Source organism: Prevotella sp. E9-3 (genome assembly GCF_022024015.1).
In the GTDB taxonomy this organism is placed as follows: domain Bacteria; phylum Bacteroidota; class Bacteroidia; order Bacteroidales; family Bacteroidaceae; genus Prevotella.
Window position 1 is genome coordinate 2,687,161 of the sequence record NZ_CP091786.1, and the last position, 18,029, is coordinate 2,705,189.

13 protein-coding genes, 2 tRNA genes and 3 rRNA genes are annotated in these 18,029 nt (G+C 45.3%); all 18 read right to left on the reverse strand.

The genetic code is table 11. The features are described 5' to 3' along the window. Positions 1-3: 3 nt before the first annotated feature. The 18 genes from L6475_RS10535 to L6475_RS10620 all read right to left on the reverse strand — a co-directional run bounded on the left by L6475_RS10535 (position 4) and on the right by L6475_RS10620 (position 18,029). The gene (locus L6475_RS10535) at positions 4-1,587 is read right to left on the reverse strand and encodes a S41 family peptidase (protein ID WP_237819775.1); all 1,584 of its coding nucleotides are present in this window, start codon (positions 1,585-1,587) and stop codon (positions 4-6) included. Positions 1,588-1,642: 55 nt separating this feature from the next. Beyond that, on the reverse strand, positions 1,643-2,299 hold the full coding sequence (locus tag L6475_RS10540) for a porin family protein (protein WP_237819777.1): 657 nt from the start codon (positions 2,297-2,299) through the stop codon (positions 1,643-1,645). A 99-nt stretch (positions 2,300-2,398) separates the two neighbouring features. Then, the gene (locus tag L6475_RS10545) at positions 2,399-3,274 is read right to left on the reverse strand and encodes a TIGR03915 family putative DNA repair protein (RefSeq protein WP_237819780.1); all 876 of its coding nucleotides are present in this window, start codon (positions 3,272-3,274) and stop codon (positions 2,399-2,401) included. Between the two features lie 43 nt (positions 3,275-3,317). Next, entirely contained in the window at positions 3,318-4,592 is a 1,275-nt protein-coding gene (locus tag L6475_RS10550) for a putative DNA modification/repair radical SAM protein (RefSeq protein WP_370641600.1), read from the reverse strand. A gap of 567 nt (positions 4,593-5,159) precedes the next feature. Continuing rightward, positions 5,160-5,906, reverse strand: a complete 747-nt coding sequence (locus tag L6475_RS10555; protein ID WP_237819785.1) for an MBL fold metallo-hydrolase — start codon at positions 5,904-5,906, stop codon at positions 5,160-5,162. A gap of 746 nt (positions 5,907-6,652) precedes the next feature. Continuing rightward, positions 6,653-7,114 (reverse strand): hypothetical protein, encoded by a 462-nt coding sequence (locus L6475_RS10560; protein WP_237819788.1) that lies wholly within the window; start codon positions 7,112-7,114, stop codon positions 6,653-6,655. A 337-nt stretch (positions 7,115-7,451) separates the two neighbouring features. Continuing rightward, a 5S ribosomal RNA gene (gene rrf / locus L6475_RS10565) occupies positions 7,452-7,564 on the reverse strand. Positions 7,565-7,622: 58 nt separating this feature from the next. Then, positions 7,623-10,523: ribosomal RNA gene (locus L6475_RS10570) — 23S ribosomal RNA — on the reverse strand. Between the two features lie 179 nt (positions 10,524-10,702). Beyond that, a tRNA-Ala gene (locus tag L6475_RS10575) sits at positions 10,703-10,776 on the reverse strand. 19 nt (positions 10,777-10,795) lie between these two features. Beyond that, positions 10,796-10,869: transfer RNA gene (locus tag L6475_RS10580), tRNA-Ile, on the reverse strand. Positions 10,870-10,977: 108 nt separating this feature from the next. Continuing rightward, positions 10,978-12,507 (reverse strand): 16S ribosomal RNA (locus L6475_RS10585). Together the 16S, 23S and 5S rRNA genes with 2 tRNA genes alongside form the textbook arrangement of a ribosomal RNA operon. 427 nt (positions 12,508-12,934) lie before the next feature. Beyond that, a complete protein-coding gene (locus L6475_RS10590) occupies positions 12,935-13,657 on the reverse strand; it encodes a Bax inhibitor-1/YccA family protein (protein ID WP_237819792.1) in 723 nt (240 codons plus the stop codon). Positions 13,658-13,763: 106 nt separating this feature from the next. Beyond that, positions 13,764-13,979: an XRE family transcriptional regulator gene (locus tag L6475_RS10595; RefSeq protein WP_237819795.1), complete on the reverse strand. Its 216-nt coding sequence runs from the start codon at positions 13,977-13,979 to the stop codon at positions 13,764-13,766. A 130-nt stretch (positions 13,980-14,109) separates the two neighbouring features. Continuing rightward, the gene (locus tag L6475_RS10600; protein WP_237819799.1) at positions 14,110-15,222 is read right to left on the reverse strand and encodes a DegT/DnrJ/EryC1/StrS aminotransferase family protein; all 1,113 of its coding nucleotides are present in this window, start codon (positions 15,220-15,222) and stop codon (positions 14,110-14,112) included. Beyond that, a complete protein-coding gene (locus tag L6475_RS10605) occupies positions 15,219-16,157 on the reverse strand; it encodes a GNAT family N-acetyltransferase (RefSeq protein WP_237819803.1) in 939 nt (312 codons plus the stop codon). Before L6475_RS10605 ends, L6475_RS10600 begins: the two co-directional genes overlap by 4 nt. After that, complete coding sequence (locus L6475_RS10610) at positions 16,145-16,549, reverse strand: FdtA/QdtA family cupin domain-containing protein (RefSeq protein ID WP_237819806.1); 405 nt, start codon at positions 16,547-16,549, stop codon at positions 16,145-16,147. The genes L6475_RS10605 and L6475_RS10610 overlap by 13 nt, the downstream gene beginning before the upstream one ends. Further along, a complete protein-coding gene (purT, locus tag L6475_RS10615; RefSeq protein ID WP_237819810.1) occupies positions 16,546-17,745 on the reverse strand; it encodes a formate-dependent phosphoribosylglycinamide formyltransferase in 1,200 nt (399 codons plus the stop codon). Before purT ends, L6475_RS10610 begins: the two co-directional genes overlap by 4 nt. Next, the gene (locus L6475_RS10620) at positions 17,742-18,029 is read right to left on the reverse strand and encodes a histidinol dehydrogenase (RefSeq protein WP_237819813.1); all 288 of its coding nucleotides are present in this window, start codon (positions 18,027-18,029) and stop codon (positions 17,742-17,744) included. Before L6475_RS10620 ends, purT begins: the two co-directional genes overlap by 4 nt.

Below are 18,029 nucleotides of genomic sequence, written 5' to 3' on the forward strand. Positions count from 1 at the left end.
CGCTTATTTACCAGTGTTCAAGAACTGGATTGCACGTTCTAACTGCGTGTCACGTCCGTCGTCTTCCAACAGATCGGCATCAAGGTCAACATCTATATCGGGTGTCACACCGACTCCCTCCAAGAACTTTCCTTCATGATCGGCAAAGGCCAACGAGGGAAGATAGAGGTAGATAGGAGTGTCGTACTCCACTCCGACAATTCCTGAGTAGTTATAAGGATAGGTTTCGGGATCAGGATTCAGCCCACAAAGTCCGCCATGAGTAGTTTTGCCTATCAGTGTACCATTGGGCATCACCTTTGCAGCCAGCGAAGTTATTTCTGCCATGCTCACTGAGTTACAGTTGGCCAAGACTACCACCGGTTCGGTGATGGTTTCATGTGTCTTTTCAAGTGTAAGGAAGCGGAAAGGAGACAGAGGCGAGTAGTCGTATCGGCCTATTCCACGCTTGTAGCGGGTGGAACCAACATTGAAACCGCCGCTGGGCATCATACTGCCCAACACATACTGGAAGTCATTGAGGAAACCGCCGTCATTGCCTCGTATGTCAACAATAACGCCTTTCAGTTGTCCCTTCTTGTGCAGATCCTGAACGGTGTTGAACCATTTTTCCCAAACAGAGCGCACCTTCTGAATTTTCTTCTCCGTATTGGTATCTGGATTTGGGAACAGATTGGCACACTCTTTTTCGTCTAAGTATGCAGTTAGCGAGAAAGAATCAAATGTCAGATAGACTATGCTGTTGCGGAAAAGGGCATACTCAATTTTGATACCACCATTTATGAAACCGGAATTGATTTCATTAAACCCAGGGACTTCCAATATAGCGTATTTCACAGCAAGCTCATTAAACATCCGTATAGCAGTTTGAATAGTGATACTATTCTGGCTGACAAGACTAAAGAAATCATCTAATTCACTATTTAGCTGCTTTAAGTTTTTCAGTTTGAACTGCTCCAGTTCATTAGGGGTTTCCAAGTCTTCAAGCCTATAAATCTCCTTCGTTATCCACAGTTTTCCTTGGTTATTGGTGAGCAAGAACTCTCTAAACATGCTACCTAATTGTGTGCTGGCAGACAGATGCTCAACAATTTCGCCATTGCCATCCTCATCTTCCGGATAGTAATATTCCAAATCAGGCTGAAATCCCTCGGAGACAGCATAGTCGGGACGTTGTTTGACGCGCAGCGTGCTTGGTGAAGCTGATACGAAAGATCCTGTCTGATGGTTTTGCATTTGAGCCATGAAGTGTCCGTCGTGAAGTGGAGCCACGGTTTTTGAAAGCAAATCTAACAATTCTTTATCAGTAACATCATCGCGCTGGTCGAGTGCTTCATATTGGGGCAGAAACTCATCGTACACATTGTCCCAGTCCAATCCGAAATCCCGTTCATAATCCCAAAGGGCATAGTTCTGGTCAAGTGCTCTCCAGAGCGCTTTGAACTTGACTGCAAAACTACTGTCAGCGCCTACATAGCCCAATCCGTCGTTAGCGGCATAATTCTGTAGCACATCACTCTCTTCACGACAGCTTGTAGCCATAACCATCAGGAGCAAAGTGCTCCAAAGAAATATCTTATGTTTCATATTATCTTGTCTTAATAATCTAAATGATAAAACAAAAAAAATATAACTATACCAATTAGAAGAAATACATCACTCCTGCCTGAATGCCAAAGGTTGAATGGTAGCGTTTGTCATTAAAGTGCGGCATTTCTTTGCGGAAACTGGTAGTGCTGTGGTAGTAGCGTGCTTCAATCTGAGCGCCCCACCGGTTACAGAACCGGTATTCCAGTCCAAGTCCGCCCACAAAACCACAGTCCCATCGCTGGTCCTGATCCTTGTCAAAATCCATGCTCTCCGAGAACGTGAAATAGGTTTGGGAAAAAGAGTTATAGTCTTCACCCTTGCGTGAAGCGTTCAGCCAATAGCCACCGTAAACGCCGACATTGCAGAAACCACGAATTTTTTCACTGCCAAAGCCGAAGGAAGCCATAACGGGCATCAACAGATAGTTGTTCAGATACTTATAGTCCTGTCCTTGGATGACCGTACGTGTTTGACGATAGTTTTTCTGCGTCAGATTGAGTTCGGCACGCACGCCTAACCATTCGTTAAAGTCATACTGTCCCATCAGTCCTGCGGTGACACCCCATCGGTCTTTATACTGCAAGTCAGTCATATACTGCCTGTCAATAGTAGGATGATTAAATGAGGCACCCACATTGGCACCCACACGCCATTGAGCGTTTGCCGCAAACGGAAGCATTAGCATCAATAGAAATAAAAGTTTTTTCATTTTTAGAAAAAGATTAGTTTTACAAATTGTACAAATTTATTTATATGTGATTTGTTTGTTGCAAAGGTAATTCTTTTTTTGAAAAGCGTCATATTCTAGCTAAGCATTTTTTTCTGTCATATAACTCCAATAGCGGCGGGGCATGTCGCTAAGTTGCTTTTTGGGATTCATGCGTTCTTTAATGCAGATGGCTTTAAAATAGGTACGCCAAAGGTCTTGAAACAGGCTGTCGTTGTCGCTCAGCACATCGTCGTTTAGTTTTCCATTGGACAAATCGAAAGGCACCTCGGCCTCATTTTCAAAGGTCACCCGAACTGCTTTTCCTCTTTGCTTATTCTCAATTGGTGGTATTGCTCCATTGTCAGGGGCAGGGGAATCTCCAGTGGAGGTTCCTTTATAGTACCCATAGTGTCGTTTGGCATCATAGATGAGCCACGACTGGTCGCGGAAACGGTCCTCAAAGTGATTGGTGATAAGCGGAAGAACATTATGGTCGGGCGATACAACAGCCAGGTAGGTGCCATCCTTTGCTTTCTGAAAACGGATAAACTGTTTCATTCGCAACTGTTCGTGAAGCACTCTTCTGCAGGTGTTCCTGACAGCCAGCACATCTGGATCGCTGGCATTCTGTTCAAGAGAGAGCTTCTTTGCTCCACCTATTTCGGAGTTTCTGGGGGGCCGGTTTCTGAACACCTTACAGATAAAATTAAACAACGGTTGATTGAGAGCCCGTTCTTCCGACATCCAACTAACGGTTATCATGTGCAGGGCATCGCTCGAGAGATTTTTCTCGAGTCCTTTCCACACCCTACTGGCTTTCTCTTCATCGGTTACTACCACATGAGGCTCGTTGGCAAACAACGGTAGCTGTTCGCCCTCAGCCAGCAACGTCACCTCTTGCTGGTGTAGAAAGAAACTGTCAAATACAGCTGTAAGCAGTCCGTCGAGCGTCTGATCGAAAGTATATACCGTCATCTGTTTTCTACCGAATCATCTATTATATATAGAATTCCGAAAATTACTCCTCTTGGAAATCCAACGACAACTGCTGTTCCTCAGCAGCTCTTTTCTGTTGAGCCTTTGAAAGCAACATGGGGCGCAGGCGTTCGGGATGCAGTTCGTTGATGCCAATGATAGGCTGTGAAAACGACGAGGTGAGCTCGCCACAGGTAATGAAGTACTTGGCTTTCTTCATCACAACTCCCATTTTCTTGAGGTGGAAGGAAGTGATACGGTTGAAACGGCGCGATTTGACTATCAGCACTGCACTCTTCACGCCAATGCCCGGCACTCTGAGAATATGCTCATAGGGGGCACTGTTTATATCAACAGGAAAGAACTCCGGATGGCGCAATGCCCATCCAAGTTTCGGATCCACCTCAAGGTCGAGGTGGGTATGCTGGTCGTCCACGATCTCATCGACATTAAAATGGTAGAAGCGCATCAGCCAATCGGCCTGGTACAGTCGGTTCTCGCGCACCAAAGGCGGTTGTTTAAGCACCGGCAGGCGCGGGTCGTAGGTATTCACGCTCACATAGCCACTGTAATACACACGCCGTATCGTGGGCTGCTGATACATCATGTTCGACATTCTCAGAATATCCAGGTCACTCTCTTTGGTGGCACCAACAATCATCTGTGTGGACTGACCAGCCGGTACAAAACGGGGCGCATGTCGGAACTTCTTCCTGTCTTCCTTATTCTCCAGCACACCCTGCTGGATCTGCTGCATGGGAAGGAATACGCTCTGATGGTCTTTTTCAGGAGCCAGCAGTTTGAGTGATTCCTCCTTGGGAATCTCAATATTGATACTCATACGGTCAGCATAGCGTCCTGCCTCCTGCAACATCTCACGCGAAGCCCCGGGAATTGTCTTCAGATGGATATAGCCGTTGAAGCGGTGCACCGTTCTCAGGTCGCGAACAATGGCCACCAGGCGTTCCATCGTATAGTCGGGATTGCGCACCACCCCACTACTCAAAAACAGTCCTTCGATATAGTTACGCCGATAAAACTCCATCACAATCTCCTCCAGTTCCGACACTGAGAGGGTTGCACGTGGAATATCGTTCGACCTACGGTTGATGCAGTACGCACAGTCGTACTTACAGTAGTTGGTCAGCATCACTTTCAACAATGAGATGCAACGCCCGTCATCGGCAAACGAGTGACAAATGCCCATGCCGCCAACAGTATTGCCCACCATGCCGTCTTTGCCTTTACGCACGGTGCCGCTGGAAGAGCACGACACATCGTATTTCGCTGACTCTGCAAGAATACGTAGTCGTTCCATTGTCTTTTCTGTCAACATGAGCAATATTTTTTTGCCTACAAATTTAAGCATTTTTCGGCGCACGTGCAACACTCTGCGTCCATTTTTTGTAAACCAGAAACTATATAAGAAATTCATTTGTAATAATCCTCGCAAGACTTTTATTACGTTCATGAATCTTATTCAATCAAGTGCAGATTTTCCGTCATACTTTTCTTTTCAGACTTTCGGCAGTTTTTTTTTGAGGAGAGAAATCTTATTATTAAAACGGGTTGTATAACTTGTCCAAACCAATCTATTTAAGATTGAAATGCAAAATGAATGTAATTACATGCGAGTTCTCATCTTTTTACAATTAAGGAGAAACAAGACAAAAAGGAATTATAGCTATAATTGCGAAAATTATAGCTAAAATCAAAAGAATTATAGCTATAATTTATTACCCCCGCTTAACTATTAGAATCAAATAGTTAAACTGCATATTGATAATAGAAATAGGTTCAAAGTGCAATACAAATTAAAAGTCTTGGCCATTATTTATTTAGATAATGGCCAAGACTAAAATAATCATGAAAGCTTCAGGTGTACCTACAAGCGAATTACACGTTTCATCTCGAGATTCTCATACCCCTCAGGACAGTGAGTAGAAAGATAAACGGTAGGATGAGTGCCAACAAACTCACGAACTCGCTCAAGTGTCTCACGAGATGCTTTTATATCCTCAAAAACGATGCTTAACTTGTTGGCTTTTAGAGCAGCATCGGTATAAGTAACATCTCCTTGGAACATATAGAACAATTCGTCTTGCTCAAGAATCACGATACTGTTGCCATGGGTATGTCCCTTTGCCTCGATAATCCGAAGGCCCGGGATAACTAACTGAGACTTTGGGAAGTTATAATAGGCACCATCGGCATAATTGAGACGCACAATATTTTCACCTTCCAATTTCAAAGCATCAGCATCCTCAGGGGCAATATAAATCTTGGCATTGGGAAAATATTCCAAAGCACCAGAATGATCTGGATGCTTATGGGTAACAAGAATCTTTGTCACCTGTTCGGGCTTATAACCTAAAGATGCAAACGAATCCATGTAATCGGCCACTTTCTCGCCCATATACATCGGTGCTCCCAGCTTCTTAGATGGTGCAGGGAAACCGTTCTTGAAGCCTGTATCTATCAGAATGACCTCTGAACCTGTATCAATAAGGAAATTCTGCAAACTGGCACGATAAAGAATCTGTTCGTCACCATCTTCCTTGTTCTCGCCACCAAAAGCGAAGGCCTGGTTCATGAACCCGACATCGAACATCTTAATAACCTTGATTTCCATAACTTTAGTTTAAAGTAAGATAATTACAAACAATCTTTTGCTCGCAGTCTGTGTCGGTATGACAGTGAATTCAGACATTTCACTTTAATGCTGAAACACATCAAATGGTACAACTGGGCTTTTCGCTATTTTACAGAATACTGAAGCGTAGCAATTGATTTGTTTTTATCCATTAGTTTTGTTTAGTATTAAGTTAATAATAGATCACGTCGCAAAAATATAAATAATATTTAATTACACAAAACTTTTTTCAAACAAAGTCAAAGAGAAGCTATCAATTTCTTAAAAAGAAATCCAACAAAACCGTAGTTATCTGCTAATTAAGGAGTGTCGTCAGATTCTTCAAGTATAGGAAGTATTGTTTAATTCTTCTTGTATAGGTCGGCATGAGGCTTTTCCCTTGATACGTACTGGTGCAAACCTTGCTGTCATTACGTTTTTCTGAAGTATTACCATCATTTTAGTGATGTTTTGAACTAAGGGCGACCATTAATGGGGAGTTCTCTGCTGATGACTCCGTTTCTTGATTGTCTGAGTTGTTTCTATACAGCCTTTGCCCATTTTTGTTTTGCCCGCCACTCTGCCAGGAGGACATCGATCGCTGTATGGATACCAAAGAAAAAAATAACAGAAGAAAAACGGTTTAACAACGGAAAGCGTCTTAAAAACTCATTAGAAAAAAAAGGAGCATCCCTACCTAACACCGGAAAGCTCCTTAAAATCTCAGCATAAATATAGAGTATTGGTTACTTAAGAACAACCTTCGTATAACGTATTACTTCTACTTCTTTACGATTTTCTTCTTCATCTATTTCAGTAATTACAAGTATGCCGTTATCAAAATTGAATGAGCCAACCTCTTCCCAATCATCGGTATCAGCTTGATCTTGTTCCAACATGAAAAGTTCATTACCTTCAGTCTTATATTGAAACTTCTCTTCGATTTCATAACTGCCATCTTGATTAATATCAATAATAGCAGCAGTATGATCTTCATTAAACAAATAGCCAGAAACAAATTTCCTATCAGAGTAATTTGATATACGGGGATCTCCTAATTGCTCCCAATTACCATTAACTTTTTCATATTTAGTTTCAATCTTCTCAATTCTTTTCCAGGCACCAACAAGTCCACTACTTTCACCATCTCCATCATCATCTTTACTACAAGATGAAAAATTGAAACTAAACTTTGCAACCATCTTCATGGTGTACATACTCAATAAATACTATTTCATATTCAACAAGTTTTTAAAATAATAATTTGTTTAAAACTATAAGCAATACTAGCAATTTCAATGAACATTTCAAAGGTCACTGCAAATTAAATAAGTATTTATCAAAAAAACAAGAATCAAAACACTAAATTGCCCAAGAAATGATAATAATACTAATTACTAATGACCAAAGTTAAGCAAACACTTATGTAAAATTTAGGAGCAAAGTTAATAAAAGTCGATGAAAGGAACAAATAAAAGGAACAAATAAAATAACCAACAACAGAAAAGCCCTGTCTCATTGCTGAAACAGGGCTTTCCCCAAAAAAGACGGCGGCCTCCTACTCTCCCGCATTGCATTGCAGTACCATCGGCGCAGGCGGGCTTAACTTCTCTGTTCGGAATGGGAAGAGGTGGGACCCCGCTGCAATAACCACCTTAATATAGGTTATGACATATCAACACAAAGACTGAAGATACAGTTGAAAGTAAGCGCCAATCGGTGAAACCATTCGGGCAATTAGTAGTGCTCGGCTTTGACGTCACCGTCTTTACACCTGCACCCTATCAACGTCGTAGTCTGCGACGACCCTATATGGAGCCCTAATCTTGTGGCCGGCTTCGCACTTAGATGCTTTCAGCGCTTATCCGAACCCGACGCGGATACCCGGCGGTGCACCTGGCGGTACAACCGGCAGACCGGAGGTCGGTCAATCACGGTCCTCTCGTACTAGTGACCGGTCCACTCAAGACTCCCACGCCCACGATAGATAGAGACCGAACTGTCTCACGACGTTCTGAACCCAGCTCGCGTGCCACTTTAATGGGCGAACAGCCCAACCCTTGGGACCTTCTCCAGCCCCAGGATGTGACGAGCCGACATCGAGGTGCCAAACCACCCCGTCGATATGAGCTCTTGGGGGGGATCAGCCTGTTATCCCCGGAGTACCTTTTATCCTTTGAGCGACGGACCTTCCATACGGATCCGCCGGATCACTATGCCCCAGTTTCCTGCCTGCTCGGCATGTCTGCCTCCCAGTCAAGCGCCCTTATGCCATTGCACTCTGTAAGGCCGGTTACCAATCGGCCCGAGGGCACCTTTGGAAGCCTCCGTTACGCTTTTGGAGGCGACCACCCCAGTCAAACTACCCACCAAGCAGTGTCCGGATTATCACCCGTTAGACCTCAGGCAGCAGAAGGGCCGTATTTCAAGGATGGCTCCACAACGCCTGGCGACGCCGCTTCATAGCCTCCGGCCTATCCTACACATCCGATGACCAAGGTCAGTGCTAAGCTGTAGTAAAGGTTCACGGGGTCTTTTCGTCCCATCGCGGGTAATCGGCATCTTCACCGATACTACAATTTCACTGAGATCGTGGCCGAGACAGCGTCCGGATCATTACACCATTCGTGCAGGTCGGAACTTACCCGACAAGGAATTTCGCTACCTTAGGACCGTTATAGTTACGGCCGCCGTTTACTGGGGCTTCAATTCAATGCTGCAACTTGCGTATGACATCTCCTCTTAACCTTCCAGCACCGGGCAGGTGTCAGGCTGTATACATCATCTTTCGAGTTTGCACAGCCCTGTGTTTTTGTTAAACAGTTGCCTGGACCTATTCTCTGCGCCTCCCCCGGAGGGGAGGACCCTTTATCCCGAAGTTACAGGGTCAGTTTGCCTAGTTCCTTAGCCACGACTCTCTCAACGCCTTAGTATGTTCTACCCGACTACGTGTGTCCGTTTCCGGTACGGGTTCCCTAACGGTTAAGCTTAGCGGATTTTCTCGGGAGTATGATTACCTGCACTATCGGCTCTCCCCGAAGGGAGTGCCGTACTATGGGGTATCAGCTCGAATGGTGGATTTGCCTGCCATCCTCATAGCCTAGACCCGTCAACGCACACATCCGTCAGTGCGCGGCAGTGTCACTGCTCCGTCTCCACAATCGCCCGTAAGGGAAGTCACGGAATATTAACCGTGTCTGCCATCGCCCTCGCCGTTCGGCTGAGACTTAGGACCCGACTAACCCCGGGCTGAATGACATCGCCCGGGAAACCTTAGTCTTATGGCGGGAGGGAATCTCACCCTCCTTATCGTTACTTATACCTACATTTGCTTTTCCTGAAACTCCACCACAGGTCGTCCCGTGGCTTCGGCGTCGCAGGAATGCTCCCCTACCGATACTTTTATTATTGCTATCCCGCGCCTTCGGTACCTGTCTTATACCCGATTATTATCCATGCACGGCCTCTCGACTAGTGAGCTGTTACGCACTCTTTGAATGAATGGCTGCTTCCAAGCCAACATCCTAGCTGTCATCGAGGCCACACTTCGTTAGACTAACTCAGACAGGATTCCGGGACCTTAGACGGCGGTCTGGATTCTTCTCCTCTCGGGGACGGACCTTAGCACCCGCCCCCTTACTGCCGGACTGCAGACCGTGAGCATTCGGAGTTCGTCAGGTCTCGATAGGCGGTGAAGCCCTCTTGACCTATCGGTCGCTCTACCTCTCACGGTGAATATCCGACGCGGCACCTAAATGCCTTTCGGGGAGTACGAGCTATCTCCGAGTTTGATTGGCCTTTCACTCCTACACACACCTCATCCGGAAGCTTTTCAACGCTTATCGGTGCGGACCTCCATCCCGTGTTACCGGGACTTCATCCTGGACATGTGTAGATCACTCGGTTTCGCGTCTACCCCCACCAACTCAACGCCCTGTTCAGGCTCGCTTTCACTGCGGTTGCGCTCCAAAGAAGCTTAACCTCGCTGGTGATGGTAACTCGTAGGTTCATTATGCAAAAGGCACGCCGTCACTGCAAAATGCAGCTCCGACCGCTTGTAGGCGCCTGGTTTCAGGGACTATTTCACTCCCCTCATCGGGGTGCTTTTCACCTTTCCCTCACGGTACTCGTTCACTATCGGTCTCCCGGGAGTATTTAGCCTTACCGGATGGGCCCGGCAGATTCGCGCAGAATTACTCGTGTTCCGCGTTACTCAGGATACCACTAGGCTGAATCTGTGTTCGTGTACGGGATTATCACCCTCTATGATGCATCTTTCCAGATGCTTCCACTCCACATCAACATGCCACGGCGTGGTCCTACAACCCCGACGGTGCATTGCTACACCGGCGGTTTAGGCTCTTCCCCGTTCGCTCGCCACTACTGGGGGAATCATTGTTATTTTCTCTTCCTCGAGGTACTAAGATGTTTCAGTTCCCTCGGTTAGCCTCCCTACGTAAGCAGGGATAGTCACACTTCATATGACTGGGTTGTCCCATTCGGAAATCCTCGGATCAAGGGTCATTTGCACCTACCCGAGGCTTATCGCAGCTTATCACGTCCTTCATCGCCTCCGGGAGCCAAGGCATCCACCAGACGCCCTAACTCGATTTCGCCTACATTCCAACTCGTGCCGGTAACAGCGCTATCATATAGCGTAATACCTGGCAAAAGCAAGAATTGCTCATACTTTCAGCTGTATTGAGATTATTTCTAATCTTGTGACTTCTAAAAAGTCTTTACTTACAGTCTTGTGTCTCAATATGTCAAAGATCTCTTCCTCGTAAAGAGGATAGTGGAGAATATCGGGGTCGAACCGATGACCTCTTGCATGCCATGCAAGCGCTCTAGCCAACTGAGCTAATCCCCCAAAGGGGTAGAGAAAAAAGTAGTCCCAGGCAGACTTGAACTGCCGACCTCCACATTATCAGTGTGGCGCTCTAACCAACTGAGCTATAGGACTAGGTAGTCAAGCTACTGGATATATAAACAGTTGTGTAGTAAAGAAGCACTGGGCTTGCCAAACCAACTGTCAATCAGAAATTGACAGCTAAGATAGTGTCCTCTCCAGAAAGGAGGTGTTCCAGCCGCACCTTCCGGTACGGCTACCTTGTTACGACTTAGCCCCAATTACCAGTTTCGCTCTAGGCCGATCCTTGCGGTCACGGACTTCAAGCGCCCCCGGCTTTCATGGCTTGACGGGCGGTGTGTACAAGGCCCGGGAACGTATTCACCGCGCCATGGCTGATGCGCGATTACTAGCGAATCCAGCTTCATGGGGTCGGGTTGCAGACCCCAATCCGAACTGAGGATGACTTTAAGGATTGGATCGTCCTTGCGGACGACCGGCTCTCTGTATCACCCATTGTAACACGTGTGTAGCCCCGGACGTAAGGGCCGTGCTGATTTGACGTCATCCCCACCTTCCTCACACCTTACGGTGGCAGTATCACCAGAGTGCCCAGCATCACCTGATGGCAACTAATGAAAAGGGTTGCGCTCGTTATGGCACTTAAGCCGACACCTCACGGCACGAGCTGACGACAACCATGCAGCACCTCCACAGGAGCCCCGAAGGGCCTCATCATCTCTGAATCGTTCTCCTGCAGTTCAAGCCCGGGTAAGGTTCCTCGCGTATCATCGAATTAAACCACATGTTCCTCCGCTTGTGCGGGCCCCCGTCAATTCCTTTGAGTTTCACCGTTGCCGGCGTACTCCCCAGGTGGGATGCTTAACGCTTTCGCTTGGCCGCTTACTGTATATCGCAAACAGCGGGCATCCATCGTTTACCGTGCGGACTACCAGGGTATCTAATCCTGTTCGATACCCGCACTTTCGAGCTTTAGCGTCAGTTAAGGACTCGGAGGCTGCCTTCGCAATCGGGGTTCTTCGTGATATCTAAGCATTTCACCGCTACACCACAAATTCCGCCTCCGTCGTACTCACTCAAGAAAACCAGTTCGCGACGCACTTCCACGGTTGAGCCGCGGCATTTCACGTCACGCTTAATCTCCGGCCTGCGCTCCCTTTAAACCCAATAAATCCGGATAACGCCCGGACCTTCCGTATTACCGCGGCTGCTGGCACGGAATTAGCCGGTCCTTATTCTTCAGGTACATACAAAAAGGCACACGTGCCTCACTTTATTCCCTGACAAAAGCAGTTTACAACCCATAGGGCCGTCATCCTGCACGCTACTTGGCTGGTTCAGACTTCCGTCCATTGACCAATATTCCTCACTGCTGCCTCCCGTAGGAGTTTGGACCGTGTCTCAGTTCCAATGTGGGGGACCTTCCTCTCAGAACCCCTACTGATCGTCGGCTTGGTGGGCCGTTACCCCGCCAACAACCTAATCAGACGCATCCCCATCCCTTAGCGGAAAACCTTTGGTTCAAATCAGATGCCTTCAATGAACAACATAGGGTATTAATCCGACTTTCGCCGGGCTATTCCCTACTAGGGGGAAGGTTGGATACGCGTTACTCACCCGTGCGCCGGTCGCCATCATCGGTTGCAAGCAACCAACATGCTGCCCCTCGACTTGCATGTGTTAAGCCTGTAGCTAGCGTTCATCCTGAGCCAGGATCAAACTCTTCATTGTAAAATCTGTATCTCTAGAACTAGTACCACTAGTGTAACTAGTAGAACTAGTATCTCTTACTCTGTCTCAGAACAACTATCCAGTAATTCATTCAAGAATTTAACGGTTTGACTTTTGTTACCCAAGTACTAATAAAAGTACTCGCTTCTTGTACTACTTCACTGTCTATGTAAATCTTTCAAAGAACTCTTTCTTAGTCGCTTACCACCCGTTTTATGAGCGAAAGCGGATGCAAAGGTACGGATTTTTCTTAAACCTGCAAATATAATGCAAACTTTTTTTGAGAAAAATGCAAAATAAATCATTCAATAGATATTTAAATGTAAAACACACATTATTATATATATAAAAAAACTTCCGCCTTTGAAAAAGCGGAAGCTCATTTGATGTTGTTAACGTCAACAATATACTTTTCTTCTATCGTTACTTAATTTCTTCTATCACCAAGTATAGAAAGAAGGTGAAGGAAGAGATTAATAAAATCCAAATAGAGAGTTAAAGCGCTCATCAATGCCAATTTCTGCATTGACTCACTTGCATCAGGAGCTTGAAGCATCAATAGCTTAATTTTCTGAGAATCGTAAGCAGTAAGCCCAACGAAAACAATAACCCCAGCATAACTAATCAATAGATGCAAGCCAGAGCTTCCCACAAAAATGTTTACAATAGAGGCAATAATTATACCCAAAAGAGCCATAAACAGCATTCTTCCCCAAGAAGTAAGATCTTTATTTGTAAAATATCCATATGCAGCCATCGCTCCAAAGGTTGCAGCAGTTATAAAGAACACAGAACCGATGGACTCAGCAGTGTAAACAAGGAATATACTCGACAGTGTAACACCATTAATGATGGAATACAAGATATACATCAGCGTAGCCGAGACAAGGGACAATCTATTGATTGCTGCTGAAAGCCAAAAAACTAAAGCTAGTTCGGCAATAATGAGTCCCATCAACACTGCACTGTTGGCAAAGATCATTGAAAGAAGTGCTGGCGTAGTGGCAACATAAAAGGCTGAGAGGCCTGTAATAATCAGTGCCAATGCCATCCATACATATACTTTCCTCATCAATATTGGAAATGCTAATGATGAGTTCAACTGTTGCTCACGCGAAAGTGAGCCATAATTCATTTCTTCGTAATCCATAGAAAACTATCGTAATTAATTAATAACAGCGACAAAGATAGTAAGTTTTCTATAGCGAGACAAATAATAAGACTTTTTTTTAGTTAAAATAGCAATGACGATACCATCACCTTTCATGAGGAAAGACCTCATTTGATAGATCTTTGAAAAAATCATAGTCTAAAATAGCAGACAACTGTTTCAACAGATTCACATTGATATCAGAACGTTTAAAGATATCGTAAACATTTGTACGTTCACAAGGAATCTGTTCAGCCAACCATTTTGCTGTATGATTCTGAGCGAATAACACGCTTTTAATCTTTTCTCCTATCTTTTCCATTAATAGTCTTTATTTTTCTGCAAAGATACGAAAAACATATCTATCTTCAAAACGCAGATTTCCACGGATGTGGACAATCGGACTATTACACAGATTAAGAAACTATTTTTGTAAACAAAAAGGATATTTTTTAATGATCGAAACGATTCAAGAGAGTAACAATCTGTTCTACTTCTTTATTTTTCATAGCCTGATAACATGGAATGCTGAGTTCTTGAGCATGAATACGCTCAGTAACAGGAAGAGTCAGATCATTCCACTGACGATAGCATGCCTGACGGTGGGGAGGTATGGGATAATGGATGACCGTCCCTACCCCATTCTGCTGCAGAAAAGTTTGCAGTTTATCACGCTGTTCGCACAATACCGGGAAAATATGATACACACTTTCAGATGGATGTGGAAGGTGTATAATTGAATTATCTACTTGAGAAATATAAATACTTGCTATCTCCTGACGACGCGCATTATCGGCATCCAGATATTTCAACTTTACATCAAGAACAGCAGCCTGCAATTCATCGATACGCGAATTGCGACCAACATAATCAAACACATATTTCCGACTAGAACCATAATTCGCTATAGCACGAATAGTTGCAGCCAAGGCATCATCATTGGTTGTAACTGCTCCAGCATCGCCCAATGCACCAAGATTTTTTCCCGGATAAAAACTATGTGCTGCAGCATCACCAAGAGCCCCGGTTTTCTTCGATGGACTATTATTTACCGATTGATAATTACAACCATGAGCCTGAGCATTATCTTCTATGAGAAGGAGTTGATGTTTTTTGCATATTGTAGCAATTCGCTCTGTATAAGCACAACGGCCATAAAGATGGACTATCATGACGGCACGAGTGCGAGAAGTAATTTGCTTTTCTATAAGGGAATCATCAATAAGGAACGTATCTATACGTGGCTCCACGAGCACTGGCACAAGATTATTTTCAGTGATAGACAGAATTGAGGCCACATAAGTATTGGCTGGTACAATCACCTCATCTCCGTCATATAGAATTCCCAATTCCTTGTAAGCCCGAAGAATTAATGTGAGAGCATCAAGTCCGTTAGCTACTCCTATGCAGTATTGTGTTCCTATATACTGTGCATAATGTTGTTCGAAACGTTCGGTTGCCTCACCTTTCAGATACCATCCACAATCGACTACTTGGTCAATAGCCTCGTGAATCTCTTTGGCATGCATAGCCGTAATACGTTTCAGGTCTAAATAATCAATCATAGAGTCCATTCGTAAGTATCATAGCAAACTGCACGAGCGCCGAAGCCCTCTTTTTGGAATATGAGTTGTTCATTCAGTTCCGCACTGTCGCTGGCAGTCGATTTACCGAAATCGATGTAGGGATAGTCTGCGTACGCCTTATTAATAATGTGGTCAAATAGCAAATCAATGGCACCAATTGTCTTGCCCTCAGGAGTAGCCGAAATATACTGGGTATGCAGCACTTGCGGCGTCAGGAACAGGAGCGTTCCACCCACGGGTGTCTGACCGCGGTATGCCATCCAGAGACGGATACGATCAGGAAAGCGGGAATGCAACAGACACAATTCATCTGCACTATGAACAGGATGTACATCGTACCTCGCTGTAAGATTATCGTTCAGAATCTTCCAGAAAGCATCTATGTCATCAGACTCTGCAATAGTCAGCCCTGTATGCTGGGCTTTACGCAATCCAGAACGGCGCGATTCTGTGAACTTCATACGATGATTAGCTACAATTACCGAGGAAATATCACGAATTTTCAAGCGAGCGCTGCAAACAGAAGTCAAAGCAAAAAGGTCTTCCTCAGCAGGCAACTGATGATATATCCAAGGGATAGCCTTATAAACAACGCGATGGAACCTATGTTGTTGCAGATAGCTGTTCATCGTTGTGAAGACATCGAGCACGCCTTTGGCCGAGCACTGACGACTCATTATCAATCCGCCATATGTCAGTCCTCCATGAGAAACTAGTACGTCATTCTTCTCATTGGCAGGTAACAAGGCATAAAGTCGAGAGTCACGATAGACCATCAGAGAGTGGTCACGAAAACGGTCAGAATGATAGTCCATAAAACGGCGGTCGAAAAGGAACGTGCCGTTCTTCGACTGAGCCACGAACTGATTCCATTCGTCAGCTTTCGCAGCAGAGTATCTCACTATTTCGTACATCCCACGTATTTCAGAAACTCGTCGTAATCATAAATATAGTCATCCTCATCATAATGCTCGGAAGCCAACACCAAACAGACGGCACCCGACGAGAAATCGTCAAGCGTTCGCCAGGTGTTTATGTCGATGAGTAATCCCTGCCAAGGATGGTTCAGTAGTACAGTCTGTTTTTCGAATCCATTGTCGAGCATGACATGAAACGAGCCGCTAAGCGCTATGACCAACTGTTTAAGTCGTTTATGGGCATGACCGCCTCGGCTCTCGCCACCAGGTACATCATATACCCAATATGCTCGTTTGATATCAAAAGGAACAGTATCCAATTCCTCGGCCACTGTCAAGTTTCCACGAGGATCGGTTATTCTTGGAAGGTCGATAAGAGTTGTCTTCATTTATTCATATAAGGATCGGTACCAAGCACAGTTGCTGCCAATCGCTTTGCTTTGTCACGGAGGACCGTAATATCATCGTTAACATCGCCATAGCAAAGAGTTACACCCATGCGACGACCGAAATATGCTTCAGGCTTTCCAAAGATGCGAATACGAGTACATGGTTCTTTCAGGGCATCAAGGAAATTGTACTGCAGGTTCTGTGAAACAGTTCCGAATGGAGCTTCTTTTGGAGAAAGAATTACGGCAGAAGCGCCAGCATGCTCAAGACGGATATCGGCAATAGGAAGTCCCATGACAGCGCGGAAATGAAGTTCAAACTCTGAAAGGTTTGTAGTATGTCCGAGTGTCACCATACCTGTGTCATGGGGACGAGGAGACAACTCACTAAAAATCACCTCGCCTTGTTTGGTGAGGAAGAACTCTACTCCCCAAATACCAGCACCAGTTAGAGACTTTGTCACTTGCTCTGCCATGTACTCTGCCTGTTTCAAAGCCTCATCAGATATCTTATAGGGTTGCCAAGACTCACGATAGTCGCCACCTTTCTGTACATGTCCTATTGGGGGACAGAACAGCGTGGGCCAACCATTCTGCTGAGTAACTGTGAGCAAGGTGAATTCTGAATCGAAGTCGATGAACTCTTCAATGATTACTTCTTTCACATCACCACGCGAGCCTTCCATAGCCTCACGGAATGCCTGCTCAAGTTCATCATCATTGTGAACATAGCTCTGACCATGACCAGAAGATGACATAAGAGGCTTTACCACACATGGGAAGCCTATCTCATCGGCAGCTTTCTTGAACTCATCAAAAGTCTTAGCATAGAAATACTTTGCTGTACGAAGACCGAGTTCTTTAGAAGCGAGGTCTCGAATGGCGCGACGATTCATGGTGTAGTTCACAGCACGGGCACTGGGCACCACCTGAATACCCTCTTCCTCGAACTTAAACAACCGCTCGGTGCGGATGGCCTCAATCTCCGGCACGATGATGTCGGGCTGGTGCTTACGTACTACGGCCTCAAGGGCGTCGCCGTCGAGCATAGAAAAGACCTCGCGCTCGTCGGCCACCTGCATAGCAGGAGCATCGTCATAGCGGTCACATGCAATAACATACTGACCTGCACGCTTGGCAGCAATCACAAACTCTTTGCCCAGTTCGCCTGAGCCTAATAACAATATCTTTTTCATAGCTTTTCGTTAATCATTTGCCACTCTGGAGTGACAGCAAGTTTTCTTATACATTTGTCTATAGCCTCCATGGTCTGTTCAGGCGTTTCCTTTCGCTTTTCGGCAATTTCATCTAGTGAAAGACGTGGCTCACCAAAGATACCATAATAGCTGATGAGCGCCTGCTCGTCCTCCGGGAAAAGAAGGGCAAGCAGGTGCTCCATCTTATGTTCTTGCTCATGAGGGGCTCCCTCATAAGCCATTTTCACCAAATAGGAATGAAGAGTTTTACTTAGCTCATCCAT

What these genes read in the sequence shown, in the direction of transcription:
- L6475_RS10535 (WP_237819775.1), bottom strand. Translation starts at nt 1,587, where the DNA reads ATGAAACATAAGATATTTCTTTGGAGCACTTTGCTCCTGATGGTTATG.
- L6475_RS10540 (WP_237819777.1), bottom strand. Translation starts at nt 2,299, where the DNA reads ATGAAAAAACTTTTATTTCTATTGATGCTAATGCTTCCGTTTGCGGCA.
- L6475_RS10545 (WP_237819780.1), bottom strand. Translation starts at nt 3,274, where the DNA reads ATGACGGTATATACTTTCGATCAGACGCTCGACGGACTGCTTACAGCT.
- L6475_RS10550 (WP_370641600.1), bottom strand. Translation starts at nt 4,592, where the DNA reads ATGGAACGACTACGTATTCTTGCAGAGTCAGCGAAATACGATGTGTCG.
- L6475_RS10555 (WP_237819785.1), bottom strand. Translation starts at nt 5,906, where the DNA reads ATGGAAATCAAGGTTATTAAGATGTTCGATGTCGGGTTCATGAACCAG.
- L6475_RS10560 (WP_237819788.1), bottom strand. Translation starts at nt 7,114, where the DNA reads ATGAAGATGGTTGCAAAGTTTAGTTTCAATTTTTCATCTTGTAGTAAA.
- L6475_RS10590 (WP_237819792.1), bottom strand. Translation starts at nt 13,657, where the DNA reads ATGGATTACGAAGAAATGAATTATGGCTCACTTTCGCGTGAGCAACAG.
- L6475_RS10595 (WP_237819795.1), bottom strand. Translation starts at nt 13,979, where the DNA reads ATGGAAAAGATAGGAGAAAAGATTAAAAGCGTGTTATTCGCTCAGAAT.
- L6475_RS10600 (WP_237819799.1), bottom strand. Translation starts at nt 15,222, where the DNA reads ATGATTGATTATTTAGACCTGAAACGTATTACGGCTATGCATGCCAAA.
- L6475_RS10605 (WP_237819803.1), bottom strand. Translation starts at nt 16,157, where the DNA reads ATGTACGAAATAGTGAGATACTCTGCTGCGAAAGCTGACGAATGGAAT.
- L6475_RS10610 (WP_237819806.1), bottom strand. Translation starts at nt 16,549, where the DNA reads ATGAAGACAACTCTTATCGACCTTCCAAGAATAACCGATCCTCGTGGA.
- purT (WP_237819810.1), bottom strand. Translation starts at nt 17,745, where the DNA reads ATGAAAAAGATATTGTTATTAGGCTCAGGCGAACTGGGCAAAGAGTTT.
- L6475_RS10620 (WP_237819813.1), bottom strand. Translation starts at nt 18,029, where the DNA reads ATGGATGAGCTAAGTAAAACTCTTCATTCCTATTTGGTGAAAATGGCT.